This is a genomic window from Fibrobacter sp. UWB16 (assembly GCF_900215325.1).
Lineage (GTDB): Bacteria > Fibrobacterota > Fibrobacteria > Fibrobacterales > Fibrobacteraceae > Fibrobacter.
On the sequence record NZ_OCMS01000003.1, the window covers coordinates 112,138 to 134,138 of the forward strand.

The window sequence follows — 22,001 nt, forward strand, 5'->3', positions numbered from 1 at the left end:
ATATGTAAAAGGCTTATCGAACTTTAAATGCTTTTGTTGCCAGAAGCTTGTTGCCCGATACAAGCTTTGCGACCAGTGTACCGCGGTGCGATAGATCGGTGAGGTTCACCTGGGTCTGTATTCCGTTGAAGGTCTGGGTCTTCAGCTGGTTACCGAGAACATCGAAAATTTTAAGCGTCTTGGTGCCTTGAGCCGTAGCCTGCATGAGGAGATTCTTGCCGCTTAGCATCATGCGCGTCTTGTTGAAGCTAGGAACATTTTTGATGCCCATGCGATCGTCCGTTGTCTTGCCCGGGCCATATCCCCACAGGAGCGTTCCCTTGTCTCGAATGACTATGTAGGGATCCTTCGGAGCATCTTGAATATCGCCTTCGTCTTTATCCCAAGTTGGGGTGCCAGCGTAGTCAGGCATGTCTTTTTCGTCTTTGTGAGCGGTGAAACTCCAGGCGTCCGCTATTTTGATCTTGGTGGGCTCTCTGAGGGTTTCGCAGCTTACGCCTTCGGCACCAAAACCAGAAGTGATGCCAAGGTCAAATCTGATAGATTCTCCCACATCGATGGATGAAAGTGTAATGGGCTTTTCCCAGATGTAGGTCTTTGTTTCTTTGTTATAAGTTTCTTCAATTCGTACGGCATTGTCTTTTCGAAGAATTGTCCTCATTTGCTTGTCAAGATTACTGTCGCATGGCTTGCTATATCCAGCCATGTTATAAACCTGGCAAATATCTGAATCAAAAACAACACCGCAAGAGCTGACTTGCTTTTCTGTGGCTTCGAAATAGATGTAGGCGACAACGCTGTCTAACGGGACCAATGTTTCATTGGTAATCTTGATGTTGATGAAGTCGAGGTCTTCGAATGTGTAATGGTAGGCGCTGGCATATGCGCCGTTAAACGGTGTTGCTAAGGTCCTGCAATCATCGCACTTCTTTTCGTAGTAGTCGTTACCGCCATTGCTCACGATTGTAAGGGCCGAGAGGAGGACGGTGGATGCATTAAGGCAGGTTTCGGACAAATGATAATCTTCCCAGCTCTTGTTGTAGGGAACCATGGAGTTTGTTAGACCGGGGTTGGCTCCTCCAAAGAGGGCGCCCACTGGGCATACATAGTTGTAGGCGATGCTAGGAGAATTTCGTCCTTCGGGGTTTGATGCCCTGTGGTGGGGGTGTGCATCGTTCTTGTCGCCCACGCCATATACGAACGAAATATCCCAGGGGTTTACGCCGAACATATAGTTCAACTGGTTGATGCCGAGCTGTTTCATTTCGTCCGCTTTTAAATCGCTAGATGCCATCGTGGGGAATTTTAAGCTTTGCTTTTCGATGTCGGCAGCCACATCGGCATAAGCCAGTACATCGAAGATGTTGCCCATCTGATATTGATTGAAAATCCAATCCTGATCTGTGTGCATAGTGTACCAAGTCGGATCGTAAGATACGGTATTTTGTTTCCAGCCGATACCATGCTTTGGCAATGTAACAGATGTGGAACCAATTTCACTCAAGTCACCTAAGTTTGCAATCATGTTGGCAAGGCAGTCTTCGATTGCGGCGAGTCGTTCTTCTTCGGTAAGGCCGTATTCGGTTGTGGCCTTGGTCTTGTCGGCGAGGATTAATTTATACAAGGCGTACAGGGCGTAGGTATATGAGTTTGCCCAGCTTGTATTTTTTACATTCTTTATGAAAGATTTGTCTATTGTTACAAACCAGCCTCCTTCAAAGAATCCTGCTCCCTCGCCATACTCTTGACCGCTCACAAGGTTCTTGGTGCGGATCATATCATCGGCGTAATCTTTTTTGCCAGTGGCGTACAGGAGCGCTACTGAGGCAAGAGCCAAGTCATCGTTGAATTCGTTATTGCCGTTGTAGGCGGGTGTACTCCAGCCAGCGGCCCATGTGTTGTTCTTGAACTTTTTGCCTCCGTCGTAGGTGCTTTTGCCTTGGGCGAGTGACTTGGCAAAGTCGTACATCTTTTCGGCGACCATCAGGCAGCTGTCTGCAAAGTCCTTGTCGTACTTGGCGTAGTCTTTGCTCAAGATGGCAAGCCCAGCAATGATTTCGCCTGCAATGTTAGAACCGAGTTCTCCGAGACGGACGTTTCTAGTGGCGGGGCCTCCGCGGTCTGTTGCAGCGAAAGATTTGTCTGTGGGTAGTTTGTCTTGGGCTTCTGGGCGACCCCACCAACTGTGGTCAGAGCCAAAGTTGCCCACGGAAACAGGCATGTCATCGATAACGCCCTTGGCGAATTTGAATGCTCTCAAGAAAAAGTCAGCGCCGTGCTTTGCTTCGCGTAATACGTCAGGCACCTTATCGGTGTTTACGAAATCAGCTTGGTTGTAGGCGTAGTGGTCCACATCCTTTGAGGGGTTGGTGGCGGACATCACGGCCAAGGCCATAAATGCGAAAGCCTGCGTCTGTGATTCCTTCAGGTGATCTCCGCAGTCATACCAGCCGCCGGCAAGAGAGCCGGCCAATGATTCATCGAATGCCCCGCGGACGTCTTCTGCATCTGTGACGATGGGACCGCCGCCATCCTTGGTATGGCTTGGGCCGTGGAACCAGGACTCTGAATTGCCGCTACGCTGGATGCCAAAGAACTTGAGCGTGGCGTCTTTTGCCATGGTGTAAACGTCGTTGCTAACAATAAAGGTGCTTGAAATATCGTTACCGACCTTGATGCGCAATCGTTCGTTCGTCGGTACAGATTCGGGAATTTTTCCGATTTGAATAATGCCGGATGGCCCTGTAAATTCAACCTTATAACGCTTTGAGTCGTTTGTTCTAGTGTCTGTGCCGGCGATAATGGTCCAGTCGCTTTGAGTTTCGACTGTGCCTTTGGTGAATTTTCCGGTCAATTTGGTCTTGAGCGATTTGCCGTATGCGTCGACGACTTCGAATTCCGTGGCGGAGCCGACATAGTAAAATTGGCGTTCCTTGTCGCTTTCAAGGTAGCCTGCCTGGTTCACGCGGATCGGTGAAATCTTGGTGTTGATGGCGTCGAAATAGGCTTGGTCCAATGTGTCGGGCATGAGCTCGCCGGCTTTGAATCTCTCAGGAGTTTTTGCCTCCGGGAGCATGCCGGTTTTCTTGGTAACGCTTGTATCAAATTCTTCGAAAGCCTTCTCATCCCAGCTTAACGGCCATGTGGGTCTGATCAAGTCGTAAGGCGTGGTTGCCGCGATGGAGGGCAATGCGCTAATAGCCACAATTGCCGAAGCAAATGTGATTCTGTTTGCCTTTATATTCATGAGTTTTCTCCTTAAATACAAAGGACAATATAAAAATTTAGGCTTTATTCGAATCTTAGTGCTTCTATCGGGTCGAGCCTGCTTGCCTTGCGGGCGGGGTACCATCCGAAGAATACGCCGGTGGCAAAGCACACGCCAAAGCTCACGATGACGCTTGTGACCGAGACGCTCATAGGCCAGTTCATCGCAAACTTTACAGTTTCAGAGGCGGCAATGCCAAGTGCAATTCCGATGGCTCCACCGAGCAAACTGATGATCACGGATTCAAAGAGGAACTGCAAAAGGATGTCGCGGCCGCGGGCGCCAATAGCCATGCGTAGCCCGATTTCCTTGGTGCGTTCTGTGACGGACACGTACATGATGTTCATGATGCCGATACCGCCAACAAACAAACTAATCCCTGCGATGGCGGTCAGCACAAGCGAGAGCATGTCAGAAGTGCTTGTGACCATCTGGATCATTTCTTCTTGCGTGAACACGCGGAACGGATCAGTCGGTTTTGTCCAGTTGCGGCGTTCCTTCAAAATGGTCATGATTTCTTCGGTGGCTTTTGCAGCGTAGCCTTCACCGATGGAGTTCGCGTAAATCTGTCGGATATTCGTCGTGGCGGAGAATCGCCTCATCACGGTCTGGTACGGAGTGAAAATCACATCGTCCTGGTCTTGCCCAAAATCACCGGAACCTTTAGCCTTGAGCGTGCCGATGACTTTCAGCGGAATGCTCTTGTAACGGATTGTTTTTCCGATGGGGTTTTCATCTGCAAAGAGGTTCTTCACTACGGTCTGTCCGATGACGCAAACTTTTGACATGCGGTCGGCTTCGTCGTCAAACATTACGCCATCTTCTATTTCGTAGTTGCGGATTTTGAGGTAGTCTGCAGAGACGCCGGAAAGTGTCGTGGGAGAGTTATTGTTTCCAACTATAGCCTGGCCCCCGATGGTTACCATGGGGGAGACGCCGTTGATGTAAGTTGCGTTTTCGCGGATGGCGATGACGTCTTCTTCTTCAAGCATCTCGGTCGATTCTGTCTGGACGCCACCGCGACGGCTTTGGTTTGGCATGATGGTGATGGCGTTTGTGCCCATCGCAGTCATCTGTTCCTTGATGGACTTCTTGGAGCCTTCGCCCATGGCGACCATGGTGATGACGGCCGCAACGCCGATGACGATGCCGAGCACCGAGAGGAATGTGCGCATGCGGTTGCGGAACAATGCGCGGAGAGCAATCTTAGCTAATGTAAACGGATTCATTCCACTTCTCCTTCGTCGTCGTCTTCAAAAGTTTCTGGTGGCGGGAGCATTTCAAATGCAACTTTGGCATTTTGCACTTTCTCGTTGATGACATCTTTTTTCAGTAAACCGTCGCGGAGGGTGATGGTCCTTCCGCTAAATGTGGCGATGTCGGGTTCGTGCGTCACGAAGGCAATGGTCTTCCCCTGACTGTGCAGTTCCTGGAATATCATCATGATTTCGTAACTCGTGCGGGTATCGAGGTTGCCGGTCGCTTCGTCGGCGAGAATAATTACGGGATCGTTCACGAGGGCTCGTGCAATGGCCACGCGTTGCTGCTGGCCGCCCGAGAGCTGGTTCGGCAAGTGGTTCATGCGGCTTTCGAGCCCGACCATCTTTAATGCTTCGATGGCGCGGTGGTGACGTTCCTCGGCAGAAATCTTGGAATTATATAATAGTGGTAGTTCCACGTTTTCGATGGCGGTCGTGCGGCTGAGCAGGTTGTAGCTCTGGAAAACGAACCCGAGCTTCTGGCTCCGGATGCGGGCGAGCGCATCGCGTTTTAATGTTTCGGTATGTTGGCCATCTAATATATAGTGTCCTGAAGTCGGGCGGTCCATGCACCCTAGTATGTTCAACATGGTAGACTTGCCGGAACCGGATGTACCCATGATGGTCACGAATTCGCCTGGATAAATATCAAAACTCACGCCGCGGAGGGCGTGTACAATTTCGTCGCCCATCTTGAAATCGCGACGCAGGTTTTGGACTGAAAGTATTGGTGAAACAGCTTGCATAAAGACCTTTTTTCTCGCTTCTTTAGATGCTCTAACCCGTTGATTGGGTTGCTTTTACGTCGCAAGTATATGAAATTTATCGGTTTCAGTGTTGAAACACTCTAAAAACATCAAAAAATCATATGATTGTTATGTTTCTGAACATAAACGTTAATTTTTTTTTTATTTTATATTCCGAATTGGACCACACTAGGTGGTTGGTTCATGTGTCCTTGGAGATTATTTGATGAATGAGAAAATGACTCAGAATGTTTCGAGTAAGTCAGATGATGACGAAATCGATATTCTTGAGATATTGGTGTATTTAAAAAGCAAGTGGAAATTCTTGCTCATTTTCTTGATTTTAGGTATTGGTTTCGGTGGCCTTTTTTCGATGTGGCTTCGTCCTTCTTTCAGAAGCGACATCCTTCTCCAGGTGAATGTTAAGGGAAACAAACAGGGTCTTGCCCTTGGTGAAATGGGCGCTCTGCTTGATGTTTCTACTCCGTCTGCTGCAGAAATGGAACTCCTCAAGAGCCGCGTTGTTCTCGACCAGGTCGTTGAAGATGAACGCCTCTGTTTTTCTGCTGTCCCGCTGAATAAGATGGACCGTCTCAAGCATCGTGAAGGTCGTATGGACCTTGAGCTTCTCTCGATTCCACGCGCCTTTGTCGAAGCTAAGGGTGAACTTATTGCTCGCGTAACGGCGGACTCTAGTGCATACGAAGTGCTCGGACTAGAGGGTGAGGTCGTGTTAAGTGGTTCTGTGGGCGAGACATACCGCAAACCGTTTGCCGGTGATACCTTGGTTATTTGCGTGAAGTCCTTGACTGCGACTGTTGGTCAGACGTTCTTGCTCAATGCTGTGCATCCGCAGACTGCTTCTGCAAGCCTTCTCAAAGGAATCAGCATTTCGGAAGAAGGTAAGAATTCCGGCATCATCAGAGTGTCGTTTGAACACCGCTATGCAGATCGCGTTGCTGCTATTTTGAACACTATAGCAAATACGTACTTGAAGCAGAATATCGAAATGCGCAGCGCCGAAGCTAAGAAAACCTTGGCGTTCCTCGAAGAACAGCTGCCGGGTGTCAAGGCCAAGCTCGATTCTGCCGAACAGAAGTTGACATCGTTCCGCCATGCCAATGGTACGATTGACCTTTCTGGTGAAACCCGCGTTCACTTGGAAAAGGATGTTTCCTTGCAACAGCGCCTGCTTGAACTTGAACAGAAAAAGCAGGAAGCATTGCGCTTGTTCCGCGCTGAACATCCGACGGTGCGTACGATTGAAGAACAGCAGTCCAGACTTCGCCGTGAAATCGCAAAGCAGCAGCGTTCTGCCGCAAGCTTGCCGGTTGTGCAGCAGGAAGTGCTTTCGTTGCAAGAAGAAGTTGAAGTCAACAACAAGCTTTATACAAACCTGTTGAACAATATCCAGCAGCTGCGCGTGGTGCAGGCGGGTGAAGTTGGCAACGTCCGCATTGTGGACCAGGCCTACGTTCCGCTTAAGCCGGCCAAGCCGAATCGCAAGCTGGTGTTCCTTGGCGTCGTTTTTGCATTCCTGCTTTTGGGTTGCTTCATTGTCTATGTCCGTCGCATGCTTTCGAATGGCGTCTGCAGCAGCAGCGAAGTTGAACAGGCGACAGGCATTGGCGTCTATGGCAAGCTCCCGATGCTCGATGGAAAGACGCAGAACGATGTGTATAAACCTTGCGTTTCCACGAATCCGGATGATCCGTTTGCGGAAGGTATTCGCGCTCTCCGTACGGCTCTCGAATTTTCTGTCTTCTCTGACGGCAAGAAGATTCTCATGGTTTCTGGCCTTGTGCAGGGTGTCGGTAAGTCTTTTGTCTCTACAAACCTTGCTGCATCTTTTGCCATGTCCGGCAAGAAGGTGTTGCTGGTCGATATGGACCTTCGTCGCGGTCATCTATTTAAGCACAGCCAGAAGGGCTTGTGCGAAATGCTCGAAAAAGAAGACTATAGCGATGAATATGTCGTTCATGTGATGGACAATTTCTACGTTTTGGGTTCAGGTGCTCGTGTCGTTAACCCGGGTGGACTCCTGAACAGCTCTAGATTTAGCGCTTTCCTTGATGCATTCAGGGATAAGTATGACTTGATTGTTCTGGATACTCCCCCGGTATTCCAGTGCAGTGACGCATTGCTTGTCGAAAAGCATGCGGACTATCTGTTGTGTGTTTTGAAGCATGCAGCTCATACCATTGAAAGCATCCAAGATGCCTTGAATACTTTTGACCGCAGTACGGAAACACCGTTACAGAAGGCTTTCGTCTTCAATAAGTGCGAACGTCATGCGGGGTACGGCTATGGTAGTTACGGCTACTATGGCTATCACAAGAAATATTAACCAATAACAAGGAGAATAGATGAAAAAAATAGTCGCAATGTCTCTCTTGGCCGGTAGCTTCGCTTTCGCGCAGTCCGGCCTGACGGGCGGAGCCGATGGTCTCAATCAAAAGACTGCTCAGACTCTTGGTCAGGGTGGTTTTGTCGCTACTGTCGGTGGCAATGTCTCTTATGACTCATGGTCACTCTCTCGTGGCGGCCAGATTTCCAAGGCTGGTCAGAAGGACACGTTCCATGGCAATGATGGAAGCCTTACGGGTTTCGTCAGCTTTGCTGGTGGTGCAACCGAATTCTTGGACATCGGTCTTACCCTCCCTCTCTACTACGACCATGCCAATGCTCACAAGATTCCGGAAGGTGACTTGTGGAAGGCTAGCCGTGGTGACCTCGAACTTTGGGCAAAGGCTAAGCTTCCGTTTGACGAAATGACGGACGGCGTTTTCAACGCAGCTGTTGCCGCTCAGTTCTACTTCCCGACTGGTGACAAGTCCGTCGGTGTTCGTCCGCGTCATGCTTGGTACTTGCACGCTGATGGTGGTGAAACCCATCCGTACACCCTCCGCAACATGGCTTTCGGCGGTGAATTGATCCTCACTCTCGACCTCCAGAAGGTTGGCGCTCCGCTTCGTTTCAACGGTAACGTCGGTTTCGTCGGCACCGTGACGAAGGGTTCTAACACCTTGGTCTACGGTGGTGGCATCAACGTCCTCCCGACCGATTGGATGGACTTCTTCATTGAAGCTAACGGTGAATTCCGTGTAGAAAAGGGTGCTTATCCGCGTGACCCGGGTTACGATCCGTTCACCCTCACTCCGGGTTTCCGTTTCCACCTCCCGGCAAACATCGACATCGCCCTCGGTCTCGATGTGGGCATCCGTGCACTCTCCAACTTCACTTGGAAGTACAAGGACGAAATGCACAGTGCTGAACTCTACCAGCTCCACTACGGTGACAAGCATGGTAACAAGATCGTTTACGGTTACACCCCGACTCCGCGCTATGCCGGTACCGCCGCCCTCTCTTGGCGCTTCGGTAACGTCCGTGGTGCTGACGAAGATAACGATGGCGTAGCAAACAATATCGACCAGTGCGCAGGCACTCCGGCTGGTGCTGTTGTTGACGCTAACGGCTGCCCGGTTGACGCCGACAACGACGGTGTCTTCGACGGTCTCGACCAGTGCGCTGAAACTCCGGCTGGTGCTGTGATTGACGCTGCTGGCTGCCCGGTTGACTCCGACAATGACGGTGTTGCTGATGGCATCGACCAGTGCGCTGAAACTCCGGCTGGCGTTGTTGTTGACGCTGCTGGCTGCCCGGTTGACTCTGATAAGGATGGCGTTGCCGACTACCTCGACAAGTGCCCGAACACTGCTACTGGTGCTCCGATCGACGCTGCTGGTTGCCCGCTCGATGGCGACAACGACGGTGTTGCTGATTACCTCGACCAGTGCGCTAATACTCCGGCTGGTGTTGCTGTTGACGCTAAGGGTTGCCCGGTTGACGCTGACAATGACGGCGTTGCTGACTACCTCGACAAGTGCCCGAACACTGCTGCTGGTCTCCCGGTCAATGCTGATGGCTGCAGCCCGGATACCGATAAGGACGGCATCGTTGACGCTCTCGACAAGTGCCCGAATACTCCGGAAGGCGTCTCTGTTGACGAAGTTGGTTGCCCGGTTGACTCCGACAAGGATGGCGTTGCCGATCACCTCGACAAGTGCCCGAACACCCTCGTTGGCGTTGCTGTTGATAAGAACGGCTGCCCGAACAAGAACCAGGATCTCGACAAGCTCAAGAAGGGTATCCAGTTCAAGTCCGGTTCTGCTAAGCTCACTGCAAGCAGCAACAAGACCTTGAACAACATCGCTAAGTTGCTCAAGAAGCTCCCGGCCGTTAACCTCGAAGTCCAGGGTCATACGGACGACAGCGGTAAGGAAGAAAAGAACAAGAAGATCTCCGAACAGCGTGCACAGGCTGTTGTCAAGTACCTCGTCAAGAAGGGCATTGACAGCGAACGTCTCCGCGCAGTCGGTTACGGTTCTGACAAGCCGATCGCTGATAACAAGACGAAGAAGGGCCGCAAGCTCAACCGCCGTGTTGAACTCGTTCCGTTCGAAAAGTAATCTTCGATCTTAACTGAGAACTAAAAAGGGGCGTCCGCAAGGACGCCCTTTTTGTATATGAAGAATGATATAAGCCGCTGCGTGTACTGCGCAATACAAAAGGCGCACGGATAACCCGTGCGCCTTTTCTAATAACTAGTAACTAAACTTTAAATTTTGGTAGCCCAAAATAACTGGATCCTTCGACTCTCCCTATTGGGGTCGCTCAGGATGACCGTTCCTAGTTCTGAATTACTTCTTAAACACCCACTTCTTATAGAGTGTGAAGCTTACGAGCACGTAAACGACATTTGCAACGAAGCTTGCGAATGTCGTCGGCTTCATGAACTTCGAAACGAATTCTGTGAAGCTTGCGCACCAAGCGGCGTTTTCGAGCACGTAAATGCTTCCTTTGAGGACCGCCAGGTTCACGAGATACGAGCAGAGGAATACGACGATGAATCTTATGACTTCGGCGCGCTTCTTGTTTGTGCTCTTGAAATTCCAGATGCGGTTCATGATGTAGCTGTTGAGCCCGCCGGCGACAAATCCCAAGAAGTTTGAAAGAACTACGTCCCAGTCTAAGACTTCGTGCAAAAGCCAGACTGTAAAGAATGTAATGGCGGTGTTCATTACACCGATAGCGTTGTATTTGATAAAATGTTTCACGGCGGTAAAAATACTATTTTTTGCTACGATATGACCTGGATTACAACTAAGAAATGCAGTGCTGCCAGCGCTGCAGATATGATTCGTAATGGCGATGTTCTCGGGGTTTCTGGATTTACTTTGGCTGGATACCCCAAAGCGGTTCCCTTGGCAATTGCTGCGCGCGCTGAAAAATTGCACGAAGCAGGTCAGGAATTTAAGGTAACGTTGTTTGCAGGTGCCTCGACGGGCGACAGTTGCGATGGGGCTCTTGCCCGCGCAAAGGCAATGTCTCTTCGCATGCCTTACCAGTCCAATCCGAGCTTGCGCAAGGCGATTAACGATGGCAGTATTCGTTACATTGACGCTCATCTCGGTAAGATGGGTTACCTTGTGCGTACTGGGGCTGTCCCTGCGCCGACGGTTGCAATTATAGAAGTTTCTGCAATTTTGCCGGATGGCCGTGTCTGCCTCTCGACTTCGGGCGGTAACTCCGTTTGCTATCTGGAAATGGCACCGAAGATTATTTTGGAATTGAATACACGCTTGGGCGATAGCTGCATCGGCATGCACGATAACGCTCTTCCGGAACTCCCACCGCATGCAAAACCGCTTGCGATTTACAGTGCCGGAGATCGCGTGGGTGGTGAATTTGTTCAGATTGACCCGAACAAGGTCATTGCGATTGTCGAAAACGAAGCATATGACGAAGTGACTCCGTTTGTGGAGCCAGATGAGGTTTCGAAGAACATCGGCGAACGCATCTTGGACTTTATCCGATTCGAAGAATCGCATGGCAGGCTCCCGAAGGGGCTTGCGTACCAGAGTGGCGTAGGCAAGGTTGCAAATGCGGTACTTTGCGCGATGGCTGACGATGACCGCCTGGGACAAATTGACCTTTACACTGAAGTGATTCAGGAAGCGGTGCTTCCGCTTTTGAAAAAGGGCAAGCTCGGCATCGCCTCTGGAACGGCCTTGACGCTTTCACAGGCGGCGCAGAAGGAATTTGTTGAAAACAGCGCTGAATGGAAAAAGCATTTCATTATCCGTCAGCAGGAAGTGAGCAACAGCCCTGACGTGATTCGCCGCTTGGGCGTGATTTCCATGAACACGGCTTTGGAAGCGGATATCTTTGGCAATGTGAATAGCTCGCTTGTTTGCGGTTCGGCAATGATGAACGGCATTGGCGGCTCGGCTGACTTTGCACGAAATTGCGCACTCGGATTTTTCCTCACGCCGTCTGTAGCGAAGGGCGGTGCGATTTCGAGTATTGTGCCTTACGTGAGCCATGTGGACCATACCGATCATGACACGCAGATTTTTGTGACGGAACAGGGCCTTGCAGACCTTCGCGGTTTGCCGGTCGAAGAACGTGCCCGCCTGATTATCAAGAACTGTGCCCACCCGGATTACCGCGATGCTCTCACGGATGTTCTGGAGTACGGTCTCAAGCATGCAAAGGGCGTCCATTTGCCGCTTGCGCTTTCCCGCGCTTTCGAAATGCACACCCGCTTCTTGGAAACAGGCAAGATGCTCTAAAAGTTCTTGATAGCTGATTGAACGGTCACTACAGATTGTATAATAAAGCACCTTTTTAAGGTGCTTTATTTTGTAATGTCCTATTGCGTAATTTGTGCAAAAATTATATTTTTGTTACGGGGTGTTTTCGTGTGGTAAAACTTGATGGTAAAGGGGTTTTTCTATGGGATTCTTTTTGCAAAAGAATTTTAGAGACCGTTCTTTTTGGTCTCGCGTAACATTTCCTGTTTTGTTGGCGACGCTCTTTGTAGCGTGTGGCGAAGACACCGTAAATAATTCAGACCAGTTTTCAAAAGATGATCCTGAGTTGTCTAGCGCCGATGATAGCGAAGTGTCCTCTTCTAGCGTAGCTTCTGGTAGCAAGCGCTCTTCGAGCAGTTCTAAGACTTCTGTCACGGATTCCCTTTCATCGCAGTCGGATGAAGATTTGGTAAACGACAGCCTGCTTGATGTCGCCTATGTTCTTGTGGATGGAACGGTTTCTGGAACGATTGCGTTAGACGGATTTGCAAAGTCGGCCAAGATCAACATGGTGCAGCTTGATTCTGCCGATGGCTACAAGGAAACGAAAATTGAATTTTCGGGTGATATCGGCAAGAATGGCGATTATGAAATCAAGAAGATCAACTTGCCTCAGCCTTATGTGATGTTCTCTGCAGAAGGTACGGTTGAAAATGTTGTCGATGGAAAGTCTTCTACCGTTACGCTTTCGACGCTAGGCGATATGACCTCTGGGGAAGTTTTCAACTTGAACTTGCTCACGACGCTTGAAGCGGAACGTACAAAGGAACTTTTGGGCGGAAAGAATAAAGCTTCGGTCGAAGCGACAAAGTACGAGGCCGCCGAAGACGTGTGGAACATGTTCCACCTGGAATCGATTGATTTCGATATTACCGAAAATATTCACGTATCGGATGCCGGTGAGTCTGGGGCTGCATTGCTTGCTGCTACGGTCTTGTTGCAGGCTGGCTCCGATGGCGATTTTGCGAAGTTCTTTAAGGCCGTTGTTGCCGATATCCGCAAGGATGGCAAGTGGGATGACGCCGATGCAAGGATTGCCATTGCTGACTGGGCTTTGGCAAACGACCTCAAGGATGGCTATGCCGCGCTCCGCAAGACTCTTGAAAAGCGACTGGGCAAGGCTGCTGAATTTGAATGGTACCTTAAGAACTTTTATTTGAATGAACTGAAATTCCCGGATTGCGATGACGAGTCTGTCGATGATGTTTTCTTTGTCGGTAACAAGTCTAGCGAGTTCTATGCGGCAAATTACAGCGATGTATCGAAGTCGACGGAACGCTTTGTCTGTGATGAAGAAAAAGGCTGGATTGCGATTCCAGACGAAAAGAAAGATTTCATAGACGATGCAACTCCTGCTGAAGATGGCGAAGTGCGTCGTGGCGCATTCTCGGGCAAGTTCTTTGTGTACGATGGCAAAAAGAAAGAATGGCGCGAAGCAACCGCTGTTGAAAAGGACCGCTATTTTGTCCTTGCCTCCAATGCTAAGGAATTTGTCGATATTCAGGATGTCTACGAAAGCATCAAGGACGATGAACGCGTGATCTTTGTGCTCCGCCATGCAGAACGTGGTGACGATACGAGCAAGGGCGGAACGCTGACGAGCAATGGTAAGAAACAGTCCGAAGAAGTCGGTGCTCGACTCACGAAGTTCAAGGAAGACTTTGTTCTTGGTGCCTCTGAATTTTTGCGCGCTCATCAGACTGTAGAAAGTATTGCGAAGGGCCGCGGTCAGCAATCCGATATCCGCGATACGATCCCGCAGCTGAATGACGATTGGTATTCCAAAAATGCCGAGGCCGTCGAAAAGGCGAAGAACGAATGCGGCGGCGGTTGGGAAGTGACTTCCAAGTACGCTTACACGGGTGCTTATTCGACAGGTGCCGATGCAGCATACTATGATCTTGCTGAACGCTCGGTGGAACTCATCGAGGATGTGCTTTTGAAAAAGTACCCGACAGAAAAGTTTGTGCTCCTCAGTTCGCATGACAAGTTAATGGTGCCGCTCGTTGCCTACTGCTCGAATTTGCAGGTAGAACTCAAGAAATATGATGGTGGCAAGTGGATTAACTACTTGGCTGGTGTTGCTATTATCATTGACAAGGACGGAAATCGCCGATATGTGGCTATTCGCGGTTTGGAATCTGGATACGCGAACTAAAAATTACTAACATTCAATCCATGCGGGTTTGGATATTAGCTTTATTGGTTTTGCTATGGGCGGGGTGTGATTCCGTCCGTTATGGCTCTGATTTATGCGAAGGCGACGAATGCGAGGCGGTGGTAGATTCTAAAAATCCTCAGGATTCGTTGTCTTCAGAAAAAGCACCCAAAGACGGTAAGAGCAGTTCGTCGGTGAGCAGCTCTTCGCAAAGGGATGTTCTCCGTTCCTCGAGTTCTGTTAAAGATTCTGTTGTTGCCAAGCCCATTACCGATACGACTATTACCGGGAATTACACTTGCAGCGATGGCGAACTGATTCCGGTTGATGACGAAACGGCTGTTGATGACGATGCTACTGATTTTCGCAGGGCTGGCGTTGCCATTAAGGGCTTTGCTGAGAAGGGACCGTTCCGTTACGGTACGTCTGTGAAGATTGTGGAACTTGATAGCCTGAAGCGGCTTGCCGATTCCAAGCGGACTCACGAAACCTGCATCGTCACTTCGAATGGATCCTTTAATTTTGACAGTGTCAACCTTGTTTCGCCTTATGTGAGAGTCGAAGCAAATGGTTATTATATGAACGAATTTACGGCGAGTCTTTCGACATCGCTTGTAAAGCTCAATGCAGTTGTGGACTTGTCCAAGCGCGATTCTTTTAACGTGAATATTCTGACACACATGGCTGCCCCGCGTGTGATGAAGCTTGTCGAAGATTCGGGCAATAACCAGCCGATTGGAAGCCAGAGCGGGCGTGCATTGAGCGATGTGCTTTCTTCGTTCGGCATAAGCCTTGGCGGATCGTCTAGCGGAACAGGCTTTGGTCAGGGATACCCTTGGGGGCGTGGTCAGACGACAGCATCCTCGGACACCTCTGCAGAAGATATTAGCTTGTTTGGTTCTGGCGACTACAGTGCCGCGCTCCTTGCGGTTTCTGTGATGATGCAGAGCTATGCGCCGGATGGCGATTTCCTTTCGCAGGCAGACTATATTGCAGAAGATATTCGCGGCGATGGCAACTGGGGCGATAACGCTTCGAAGGCAAAACTTGCAGATAAGCTGTTGATTCTCGATGCTGAAGGTGGCCTTGCAAAAATCCGCAAGAACATGGAAGGCTGGAAGCTTGGCGATGTGCCGAACTTCGAAAAGCATGTGCGCAATTTCTGGACGAGTACGCATGGCTTTGAATCTTGCAATGCGATGACCAATGGAATGGTGAAGCATGTAGGCAACAGCCAGAGCGAGTATTTTGTCTCTTACTATGAACAGCCCGAAGGTCCGCGTATCCGCTTTATTTGCGATGGTTCCATCAAGGCCTGGCGCGTGGCGACGGACCTTGAAAAGGATACGGTTGGCTTTGGCGCTGGCGATTACGATGGCCAGATCAAGAACGGTAAAATCAATGCCGATAAGTTCTACGTTTACGAACAGAGCAAGAAGTCTTGGCGTGAAGCAACCTCGGAGGATATTCAGGAATTTGTCGATGTCGAAGATGTCATGAAGAAACTTGCTCCTGGCGAAAAGGTCATCTTTATCTTGCGCCATGCCGAACGTACGGACGATACGGGTAAAAACGGTCACTTGACGGCTAATGGCAAGACTCAGTCGCAGTCGGTGGGCGCTAAGCTTAAAGGCGAAAACATTTACTTTGTGAATTCGACGTACACGCGTAGCTATGAAACGTGCTCTAATGTGGCGACGGGCGCAGGCATTACGAACATGGGTAACGACACTTTGCCGGAACTCGATGGCGACTGGTTTGTGAAGGACGAGAACAAATTCGAAACGTACAAGAACAACAATGGCGGTGGCTGGGTCGTGGCTTCGGAATATGCATACAAAGGAAGCTATAGCGATGCCTACTATCCGTTACAGTCCCGTGGCGAAGAGTTCATGACCGAGATTGTGAAGCCCCGCTTTGCAAATGTTAACCGCGTGGGCGTGTGGATTTCCCACGACATGATGGTTGTGCCGCTGACGGCGTTCTGCACGAACGGCAAGGCAAATCTCCGCTATTTCGACACGAAACAGTGGATCAATTACCTCGCTGGTGTGGCAATCATCCTGGGGACCGACGGTACCCTCCGTTATGAGCCTGTGAAGGGTCTTTCTTCCGGTACGATGACGATGTAGCTTATAGCCAGTAACTAATGACCAATGACTAATGACTAGTCTTTAAAATTGCTATATTCACGCGCGTTGATTTTTATCAAACAGTTCACTTAATTAAACATGGACGCATTCCGATATGAATGATACACTAAAGAAAGCTATGCTTTTTGCCGCGGTGACAACGGTTTCCGGTGCCTTCGCGTCTGAGATCGTAGCTCAACCTGCTGTTTCCAAGGCTGCAAAGGTTGGCCGTTTTGACGAGCAGATCGCTCTGATGCCGGACTCCATTGCCGCTCCGCTCAAGGAACAGCTCAAGTGGATGGATGAATCTACTGTTTTCCAGATTGTGGAAACTCACGGTGGTGGCTATTCCATTCTTTATAAGACATACGAACAGTCCGTTCGCGCCCGCGATATTCGCGATTCCGTTGAAAATGCCAACGGTACGGCTGTGCTTCCGATTGCTAAGGCTAAGCTCGGCAGCGAATACTGCCAGGGCAAGATGGAAGGTGGCAAGTGCCATGGTGAAGTCCAGAAGTTCACCCTTGGCAAGCTCGTCGAATTCCAGGCAACAGGCCTCATCGTCGTGATGTCTGTGATCATTGGCCTCCTCGTCCTCTGCACTATCATGAGCGCAATCATGAAGAAGCTCGGTTTGGACAAGGTCAAGGCTCCGGCTCCTGCTAAGAAGGCTGCTCCGGCCGCTGCCGCTGCTGCCGCTCCGGCTCCTGCGGTTCGTGCTCCGGCTCACTGCGACTGGGATCCGAATGCAAAGAGCATCCATCCGGGATTCACCAACAAGCAGCTCCAGGCGTTCCTCGGCATTGCCGCCGTTGCCGCCCTCGAAGAACATCCGGGACTTACAAACGAACAGTTCCTCGTGATCGCTACTGCTGCTGCAACGCAGGCTCTTGGTCAGCCCTGCCGCGTGACCGCTTACAGAAACATTAACTCCCCTGCTTGGACGATCGTCAAGTAAGGTTCAACTTTTAAAACTTAACAGGCTTTTAAGCCAGGAAAAAATAAAAATGAAGAAAACAGTCCGTATCAGTTTCGAAGGCAAGACCTACGACGTCGAAGTAGAAGTTCTTGATTCCGCAGTTGCAGCAGCTCCGGCTGCTCCGGTTGCCGCTCCGGCACCGGCTCCTGCTGCTCCGGCAGCCGCTCCGGCCGTCGCTGGTGGCACCGAAGTCAAGAGCCCGCTCGCTGGCTCTGTGTTCAAGCTCAAGGTTAACGTTGGTGACACTGTTGCTGCCAACCAGGAAGTGGCTGTTATCGAAGCCCTCAAGATGGAAAACCCGGTCGTCGCTCCGTGCGCAGGCAAGGTTACCTCTATCTCCGTCAAGGAAACCGACACTGTTACTGATGGCCAGGTCTTGATGACCATTGCCTAATGAGGTAAAAGTCAATGAGTGGAATTATTAACTCAGTCGCGGACTTCGCCTCGAGCACAGGATTCGCGCAGATTACCGTTCCGATGGTAATCATGTGGATCGTGAGCTTCGTGTTGATGTTCCTTGCGATTGTCAAAAAATACGAACCGCTTTTGCTCTTGCCGATTGCTATCGGTGCACTTGCGGTGAACATCCCGTCCGTCGCGTTCTACGACGGTGGCTGGAGCATCGAAGGTATGTTCAGCCCGACTGGCGGTCTCTACTACTACATCAGCCAGGGTATCCATCTGGAACTCTTCCCGCCCATCATCTTCTTGGGCGTGGGTGCCATGACGGACTTTGGACCGCTTATCGCTAATCCGCGTACGCTCATCCTCGGTGGTGGCGCACAGTTTGGCGTGTTCATGACCATGTTTGCAGCTGTCGCTCTCGGTGGCTTTACGCTCGGTGAAGCAGCTTCCATCGGTATCATCGGTGGTGCTGACGGTCCGACGTCCATCTTCACTGCGAACAAGCTTGCTAAGCACCTCATCGGCCCCATCGCCGTTGCTGCTTACACCTACATGGCTCTCGTGCCGCTCATCCAGCCGCCTATCATGCGCGCTATGACGAACGACGCTGAACGCAAGATTCGCATGAAGGCTCTCCGCCAGGTTTCCAAGGCCGAACGCATCGTGTTTGCCGTGATGGTGATGATCGTTTGCGTGCTCGTCGTGCCGGATGCCTCTGCCCTTATCATCATGCTTATGATGGGCAACATCTTCAAGGAAGCTGGTGTCGTTGAACGCCTCGTGAAGACTTCTTCGAACGAACTCATGAACATTGTGACGATCTTCCTCGGCACGTCCGTGGGTCTCACGATGTCTGCTGACATCTTCCTCAAGCCGCAGACTCTCATGATCATCGCTATGGGTGTGGTTGCCTTTGGCTTCTCCACTTTCGGCGGTTTGCTCCTCGCAAAGATCATGAACAAGTGCTCTCCGAAGAACCCGGTGAACCCGCTTATCGGTTCCGCAGGCGTTTCCGCTGTGCCGATGGCAGCCCGTGTTTCTCAGGTTGAAGGTGCCAAGTATGACCCGCAGAACTTCCTCCTCATGCACGCTATGGGCCCGAACGTGTCCGGCGTGATTGGTACGGCAGTTTGCGCTGGTTATATGATCAGCCGCTTGAGCTAGTTTACTGATTCGTCATTGCGAGCAGCGCGAAGCAATCCCAAGATTTTACTGGATCCTTCACGTTGTTCAGGATGACGAAATGAAAACTTTAAATTCCCTCGGCATTACGCCGGGGGATTTTTTTTGTTCTATAGAATTCAATTTTTGTTTTATGGATGAATACTTTTTTGTGTTTTAATTTATAATTGTCGAAATTTGTTTAAAAACGCCATTTTTGTTTTCGCAAAAATATTGCAGACAAGAGTGTGAATTTTTAATTTTAAATTCATGAAGTCTGTAACTGAATATAAGGAATACCGCGAATATGTGCTGGATTACTATCGCGAACGCAAGCGGTGTTCTGCTTTTACATGGCGTGAATTTGCAAGGCTGGCTGGGTTTGCATCAGGTTCTTATTTGAAGCTTGTGTGTGACGGTAAGACTCGTCTCCGTGAAGAAGGTGCGAAAAAGACGGCGCTTGCCATGGGTTTGGCAGGTTTCGAATTAGATTATTTTGTCTTGATGGTGCGTTATGAAAACGCCAAGACCGATCAAGAAAAGAAGAAGTGCTTTGAAGAGATACAGGCTCTTGGCGATGCGAACCGCGTGAAAATTCTCGGAAGCGAAATGTACACCTTCTATGAAACCTGGAAACATTCCGTGGTTCGCGAGCTGGCGGTTGCCATGCCTGGCGCAAAGCCGAACGAAATTGCCAAGGTGTGCAAGCATGCGATTTCTGCGTCGGATGTCAGTGAAAGCTTGCGTTTTTTGGTCAAGACTGGCTTTTTGACGCGCGATATCAAAGGAAATTATCACCAGGCGAATGTTTCGCTGTCGACTGGAAATCTGAACGTGGTTGCCGTGGCGGTACATTCGCTATTGCGGCAGATGGGCGAATTTGCATTGGACGCTTTGGATAAGCTTCCCATTTCGGAACGTCACTTTAGCGGAATTACAATGGGCGTGACGGAAGAAAGTTATGCCAAAGTCGTTCATGAAATTGCGGCGTTCCGCAAGCACATCGTCTCGATGGTCGCGAACGATATAAACCCTAAAAAAATTTGTCGATTGAATGTTCAGTTTTTCCCGCTGACAGAAGATTTGACATAAACGAGTGAGAATGATTATGAGAGTGATGAAGTTTATATCAAATTTTGCAATGCTTGCTTTTGGACTTGTGTTTTGGGCGTGTACCGAAAGTAATACTGCCGGCACGAGCGAGGAAAGCGAGGGCGCCGTTGCAATCAAGGATCGTGAAATTGCGGGCGTGACGCAGAAGGGGCCGTTCTTGACGGGGTCTTCGCTGACAGTTCAAGAACTCCATGGTGAAACGCTGTTCCAGACAGGAAAAAGTTTTAGAACGAGAGTGAGAAGTGATCAGGGCGATTTTGTGCTTGGTGGCGTAAGTCTAGTTTCGCCGTATGCCTTGTTGGAAGTGAACGGTTATTATCTGAACGAGGTCTCTTGGGAAAAATCCAAGGGAATGGTTGAGTTGTATGCTCTTACCGACTTGTCGGACCGTAACCATGTGAATGTGAATATTCTCACTCATTTGACGGTAGATCGTATTTTGACTTTGGTTCGACGCGATGGAAAATCATTTGCAGAAGCCAAAAAGCAGGCGGAAAAGGAAGTCCTAAAATCTTTTGCCATTACGGATGATATTGGAAATAGTGAAGATTTGGATTTGTTTGAAGATAAAAATGGTTCTGCGTTGCTTGCGGTATCTGTTCTGATGCAAGGTGAGAGGACTGAAGCTGCATTCTCTGAACTGCTTTCGAAAGCGGCCATTGCGTTTGCAGATAGTGGTGTTTGGAAAGGACCTGAAAAGGCCGAAGTTGCGGATTGGGCGTTCCTGACAGAAAAGGAATATTGGGAAAATGATGAATATTACAATAAAAGTTTGATAAGGAAAATTAAGAATAATGTGGAGTCTTGGAAGGGTGTTGATTCCGAAGATTCTACTTTGGAAAAGCATATATATGATTTTTGGATAAACGAATATGGGCTTGGTACATGTAGCGAATGGAACTTCGGTGAAATACGCAATAATTCAGATGAACATAGCAAGTTCTATAATGTGCAATTTAAATGTGATAGTGAACGTGCGCGCTGGATTTGGATGGGCGTTGCTGATTTGCAGGATTCCAAAGCTCTTGAAGTTGCTGATGTCCGAGATGGAAAGAAATATAAGGCGAAGCGCTTTGGAAATGTTGTTTGGATGACAGATCATTTAAGATATGGTCCAAAGCCTTCTAGAGGAGTATACTTGTATGATTATGATGCTGCGTTGGAGGCGTGCCCTGTAGGAACTCGTTTGCCGCGATATAACGAAGTTGAAAAATTGTTATTGCAATATGGCGGTGCTGGGAAAAATGCAGCTGATTCGTTGATGGCAGTGGATGGTTTCAATGCGCTACAGGATGGGTTCTCGAGTACATCTTTTTTGGATGAATACTGGATGGCTGATGATGATTCCCGGTATCAGTATGAACGCAAGGGTGTCGCAATATGGATTTCGACGCAGGATATTAATTCTAGTGATCAATTTGCCTTGTGGATTGATTCTACGGGAGCGGAAATAATACAGCATTCTAGTTATCTTAGTGAGGCTTTTGTACGCTGCGTTGTTGGGTCTGAATCGGATGAAGTACAAGATATTCATGAACAGAAGCAGTATAGTGCGGACAGTTACATAAAAGATGTTCGCGATAATGAAGTGTATCGTTTTACTGAAATAAATGGCAAATATTGGTTGGCGGAAAATCTACGCTATAAAGGCCTTCCGAATGGTGCAATGTGCGATCGTAATGGTTGCATTTATTCATGGTTTGAGGCTGTCGGCTCTGACTCCGCTTACAATGTATGCCCCGAAGGTTGGCGTCTCCCTAGCAGGATGGATTGGGATGAAATGCTGACATTTGTTGCGAATGGAGATGTTGAGAATTATTCTTTGAATAGATTAGGGGGCGGTTTGAAAGGATATAATGTCGGATATAGATTGTGCGATTATAGAGAATGGGTAGAAAAAGACTATGTCCTTCGGGAAACTAATGACCCGTATGATTTTAGCGTAAAACATATTGAGAATACTGGGTTTTGGACAAGTTCTGATACCGCTTTTGTGGAACGAGACAGTGGTGAATATGTCGAAGGAGCTTGGCTGATTTTGATGTTTGAGAAAGAAGCTGGATTATGGTTTGAAGATAAACAGGATCGTTATTCTATTCGCTGCGTAAAGGATGAATGAGGGGC

At 49.4% G+C, this 22,001-nt stretch carries 14 protein-coding genes; 10 read left to right on the top strand and 4 right to left on the bottom strand.

The window, feature by feature from the left end; genetic code table 11:
• Positions 1 to 13: 13 nt before the first annotated feature.
• From CRN95_RS10360 to CRN95_RS10370, 3 genes are read right to left on the bottom strand one after another with little or no spacing between them, the layout of a single operon-like run.
• Positions 14 to 3,247: a glycoside hydrolase family 9 protein gene (locus CRN95_RS10360; protein WP_159462302.1), complete on the bottom strand. Its 3,234-nt coding sequence runs from the start codon at positions 3,245 to 3,247 to the stop codon at positions 14 to 16.
• A 44-nt stretch (positions 3,248 to 3,291) separates the two neighbouring features.
• Entirely contained in the window at positions 3,292 to 4,497 is a 1,206-nt protein-coding gene (locus CRN95_RS10365) for an ABC transporter permease (RefSeq protein WP_088630939.1), read from the bottom strand.
• Positions 4,494 to 5,273, bottom strand: a complete 780-nt coding sequence (locus CRN95_RS10370) for an ABC transporter ATP-binding protein (protein ID WP_088630938.1) — start codon at positions 5,271 to 5,273, stop codon at positions 4,494 to 4,496. The genes CRN95_RS10365 and CRN95_RS10370 overlap by 4 nt, the downstream gene beginning before the upstream one ends.
• A gap of 226 nt (positions 5,274 to 5,499) precedes the next feature.
• On the opposite strand from CRN95_RS10370, the gene CRN95_RS10375 reads away from it, so the two are divergent.
• Together CRN95_RS10375 and CRN95_RS10380 are read left to right on the top strand one after the other, a co-directional pair.
• Entirely contained in the window at positions 5,500 to 7,620 is a 2,121-nt protein-coding gene (locus tag CRN95_RS10375) for a polysaccharide biosynthesis tyrosine autokinase (protein ID WP_088630937.1), read from the top strand.
• Positions 7,621 to 7,639: 19 nt separating this feature from the next.
• On the top strand, positions 7,640 to 9,742 hold the full coding sequence (locus tag CRN95_RS10380) for an OmpA family protein (protein ID WP_088630936.1): 2,103 nt from the start codon (positions 7,640 to 7,642) through the stop codon (positions 9,740 to 9,742).
• A 231-nt stretch (positions 9,743 to 9,973) separates the two neighbouring features.
• Here the strand turns inward: CRN95_RS10380 and CRN95_RS10385 are convergent, their stop codons facing one another.
• Entirely contained in the window at positions 9,974 to 10,390 is a 417-nt protein-coding gene (locus CRN95_RS10385; protein ID WP_088630935.1) for a GtrA family protein, read from the bottom strand.
• A 30-nt stretch (positions 10,391 to 10,420) separates the two neighbouring features.
• Between CRN95_RS10385 and CRN95_RS10390 the strand changes: the two genes are divergently transcribed.
• The 8 genes from CRN95_RS10390 to CRN95_RS10425 all read left to right on the top strand — a co-directional run bounded on the left by CRN95_RS10390 (position 10,421) and on the right by CRN95_RS10425 (position 21,996).
• The gene (locus CRN95_RS10390; protein ID WP_235002988.1) at positions 10,421 to 11,908 is read left to right on the top strand and encodes an acetyl-CoA hydrolase/transferase C-terminal domain-containing protein; all 1,488 of its coding nucleotides are present in this window, start codon (positions 10,421 to 10,423) and stop codon (positions 11,906 to 11,908) included.
• Between the two features lie 163 nt (positions 11,909 to 12,071).
• Positions 12,072 to 14,087: a histidine phosphatase family protein gene (locus tag CRN95_RS10395; protein WP_097020820.1), complete on the top strand. Its 2,016-nt coding sequence runs from the start codon at positions 12,072 to 12,074 to the stop codon at positions 14,085 to 14,087.
• A gap of 44 nt (positions 14,088 to 14,131) precedes the next feature.
• Positions 14,132 to 16,219 (top strand): histidine phosphatase family protein, encoded by a 2,088-nt coding sequence (locus CRN95_RS10400; protein WP_235002989.1) that lies wholly within the window; start codon positions 14,132 to 14,134, stop codon positions 16,217 to 16,219.
• A gap of 115 nt (positions 16,220 to 16,334) precedes the next feature.
• Positions 16,335 to 17,177 carry a hypothetical protein gene (locus CRN95_RS10405; protein WP_097020822.1) on the top strand — a complete coding sequence of 281 codons (843 nt, stop codon included), beginning with the start codon at positions 16,335 to 16,337 and terminating at the stop codon, positions 17,175 to 17,177.
• Between the two features lie 49 nt (positions 17,178 to 17,226).
• Positions 17,227 to 17,592 (top strand): acetyl-CoA carboxylase biotin carboxyl carrier protein subunit, encoded by a 366-nt coding sequence (locus tag CRN95_RS10410; RefSeq protein WP_085492087.1) that lies wholly within the window; start codon positions 17,227 to 17,229, stop codon positions 17,590 to 17,592.
• Positions 17,593 to 17,606: 14 nt separating this feature from the next.
• Positions 17,607 to 18,767: a sodium ion-translocating decarboxylase subunit beta gene (locus CRN95_RS10415; RefSeq protein ID WP_014546278.1), complete on the top strand. Its 1,161-nt coding sequence runs from the start codon at positions 17,607 to 17,609 to the stop codon at positions 18,765 to 18,767.
• A gap of 267 nt (positions 18,768 to 19,034) precedes the next feature.
• The gene (locus CRN95_RS10420; RefSeq protein WP_097020823.1) at positions 19,035 to 19,856 is read left to right on the top strand and encodes a TIGR02147 family protein; all 822 of its coding nucleotides are present in this window, start codon (positions 19,035 to 19,037) and stop codon (positions 19,854 to 19,856) included.
• Positions 19,857 to 19,866: 10 nt separating this feature from the next.
• Entirely contained in the window at positions 19,867 to 21,996 is a 2,130-nt protein-coding gene (locus CRN95_RS10425; RefSeq protein WP_097020824.1) for an FISUMP domain-containing protein, read from the top strand.
• Positions 21,997 to 22,001: the final 5 nt, after the last annotated feature.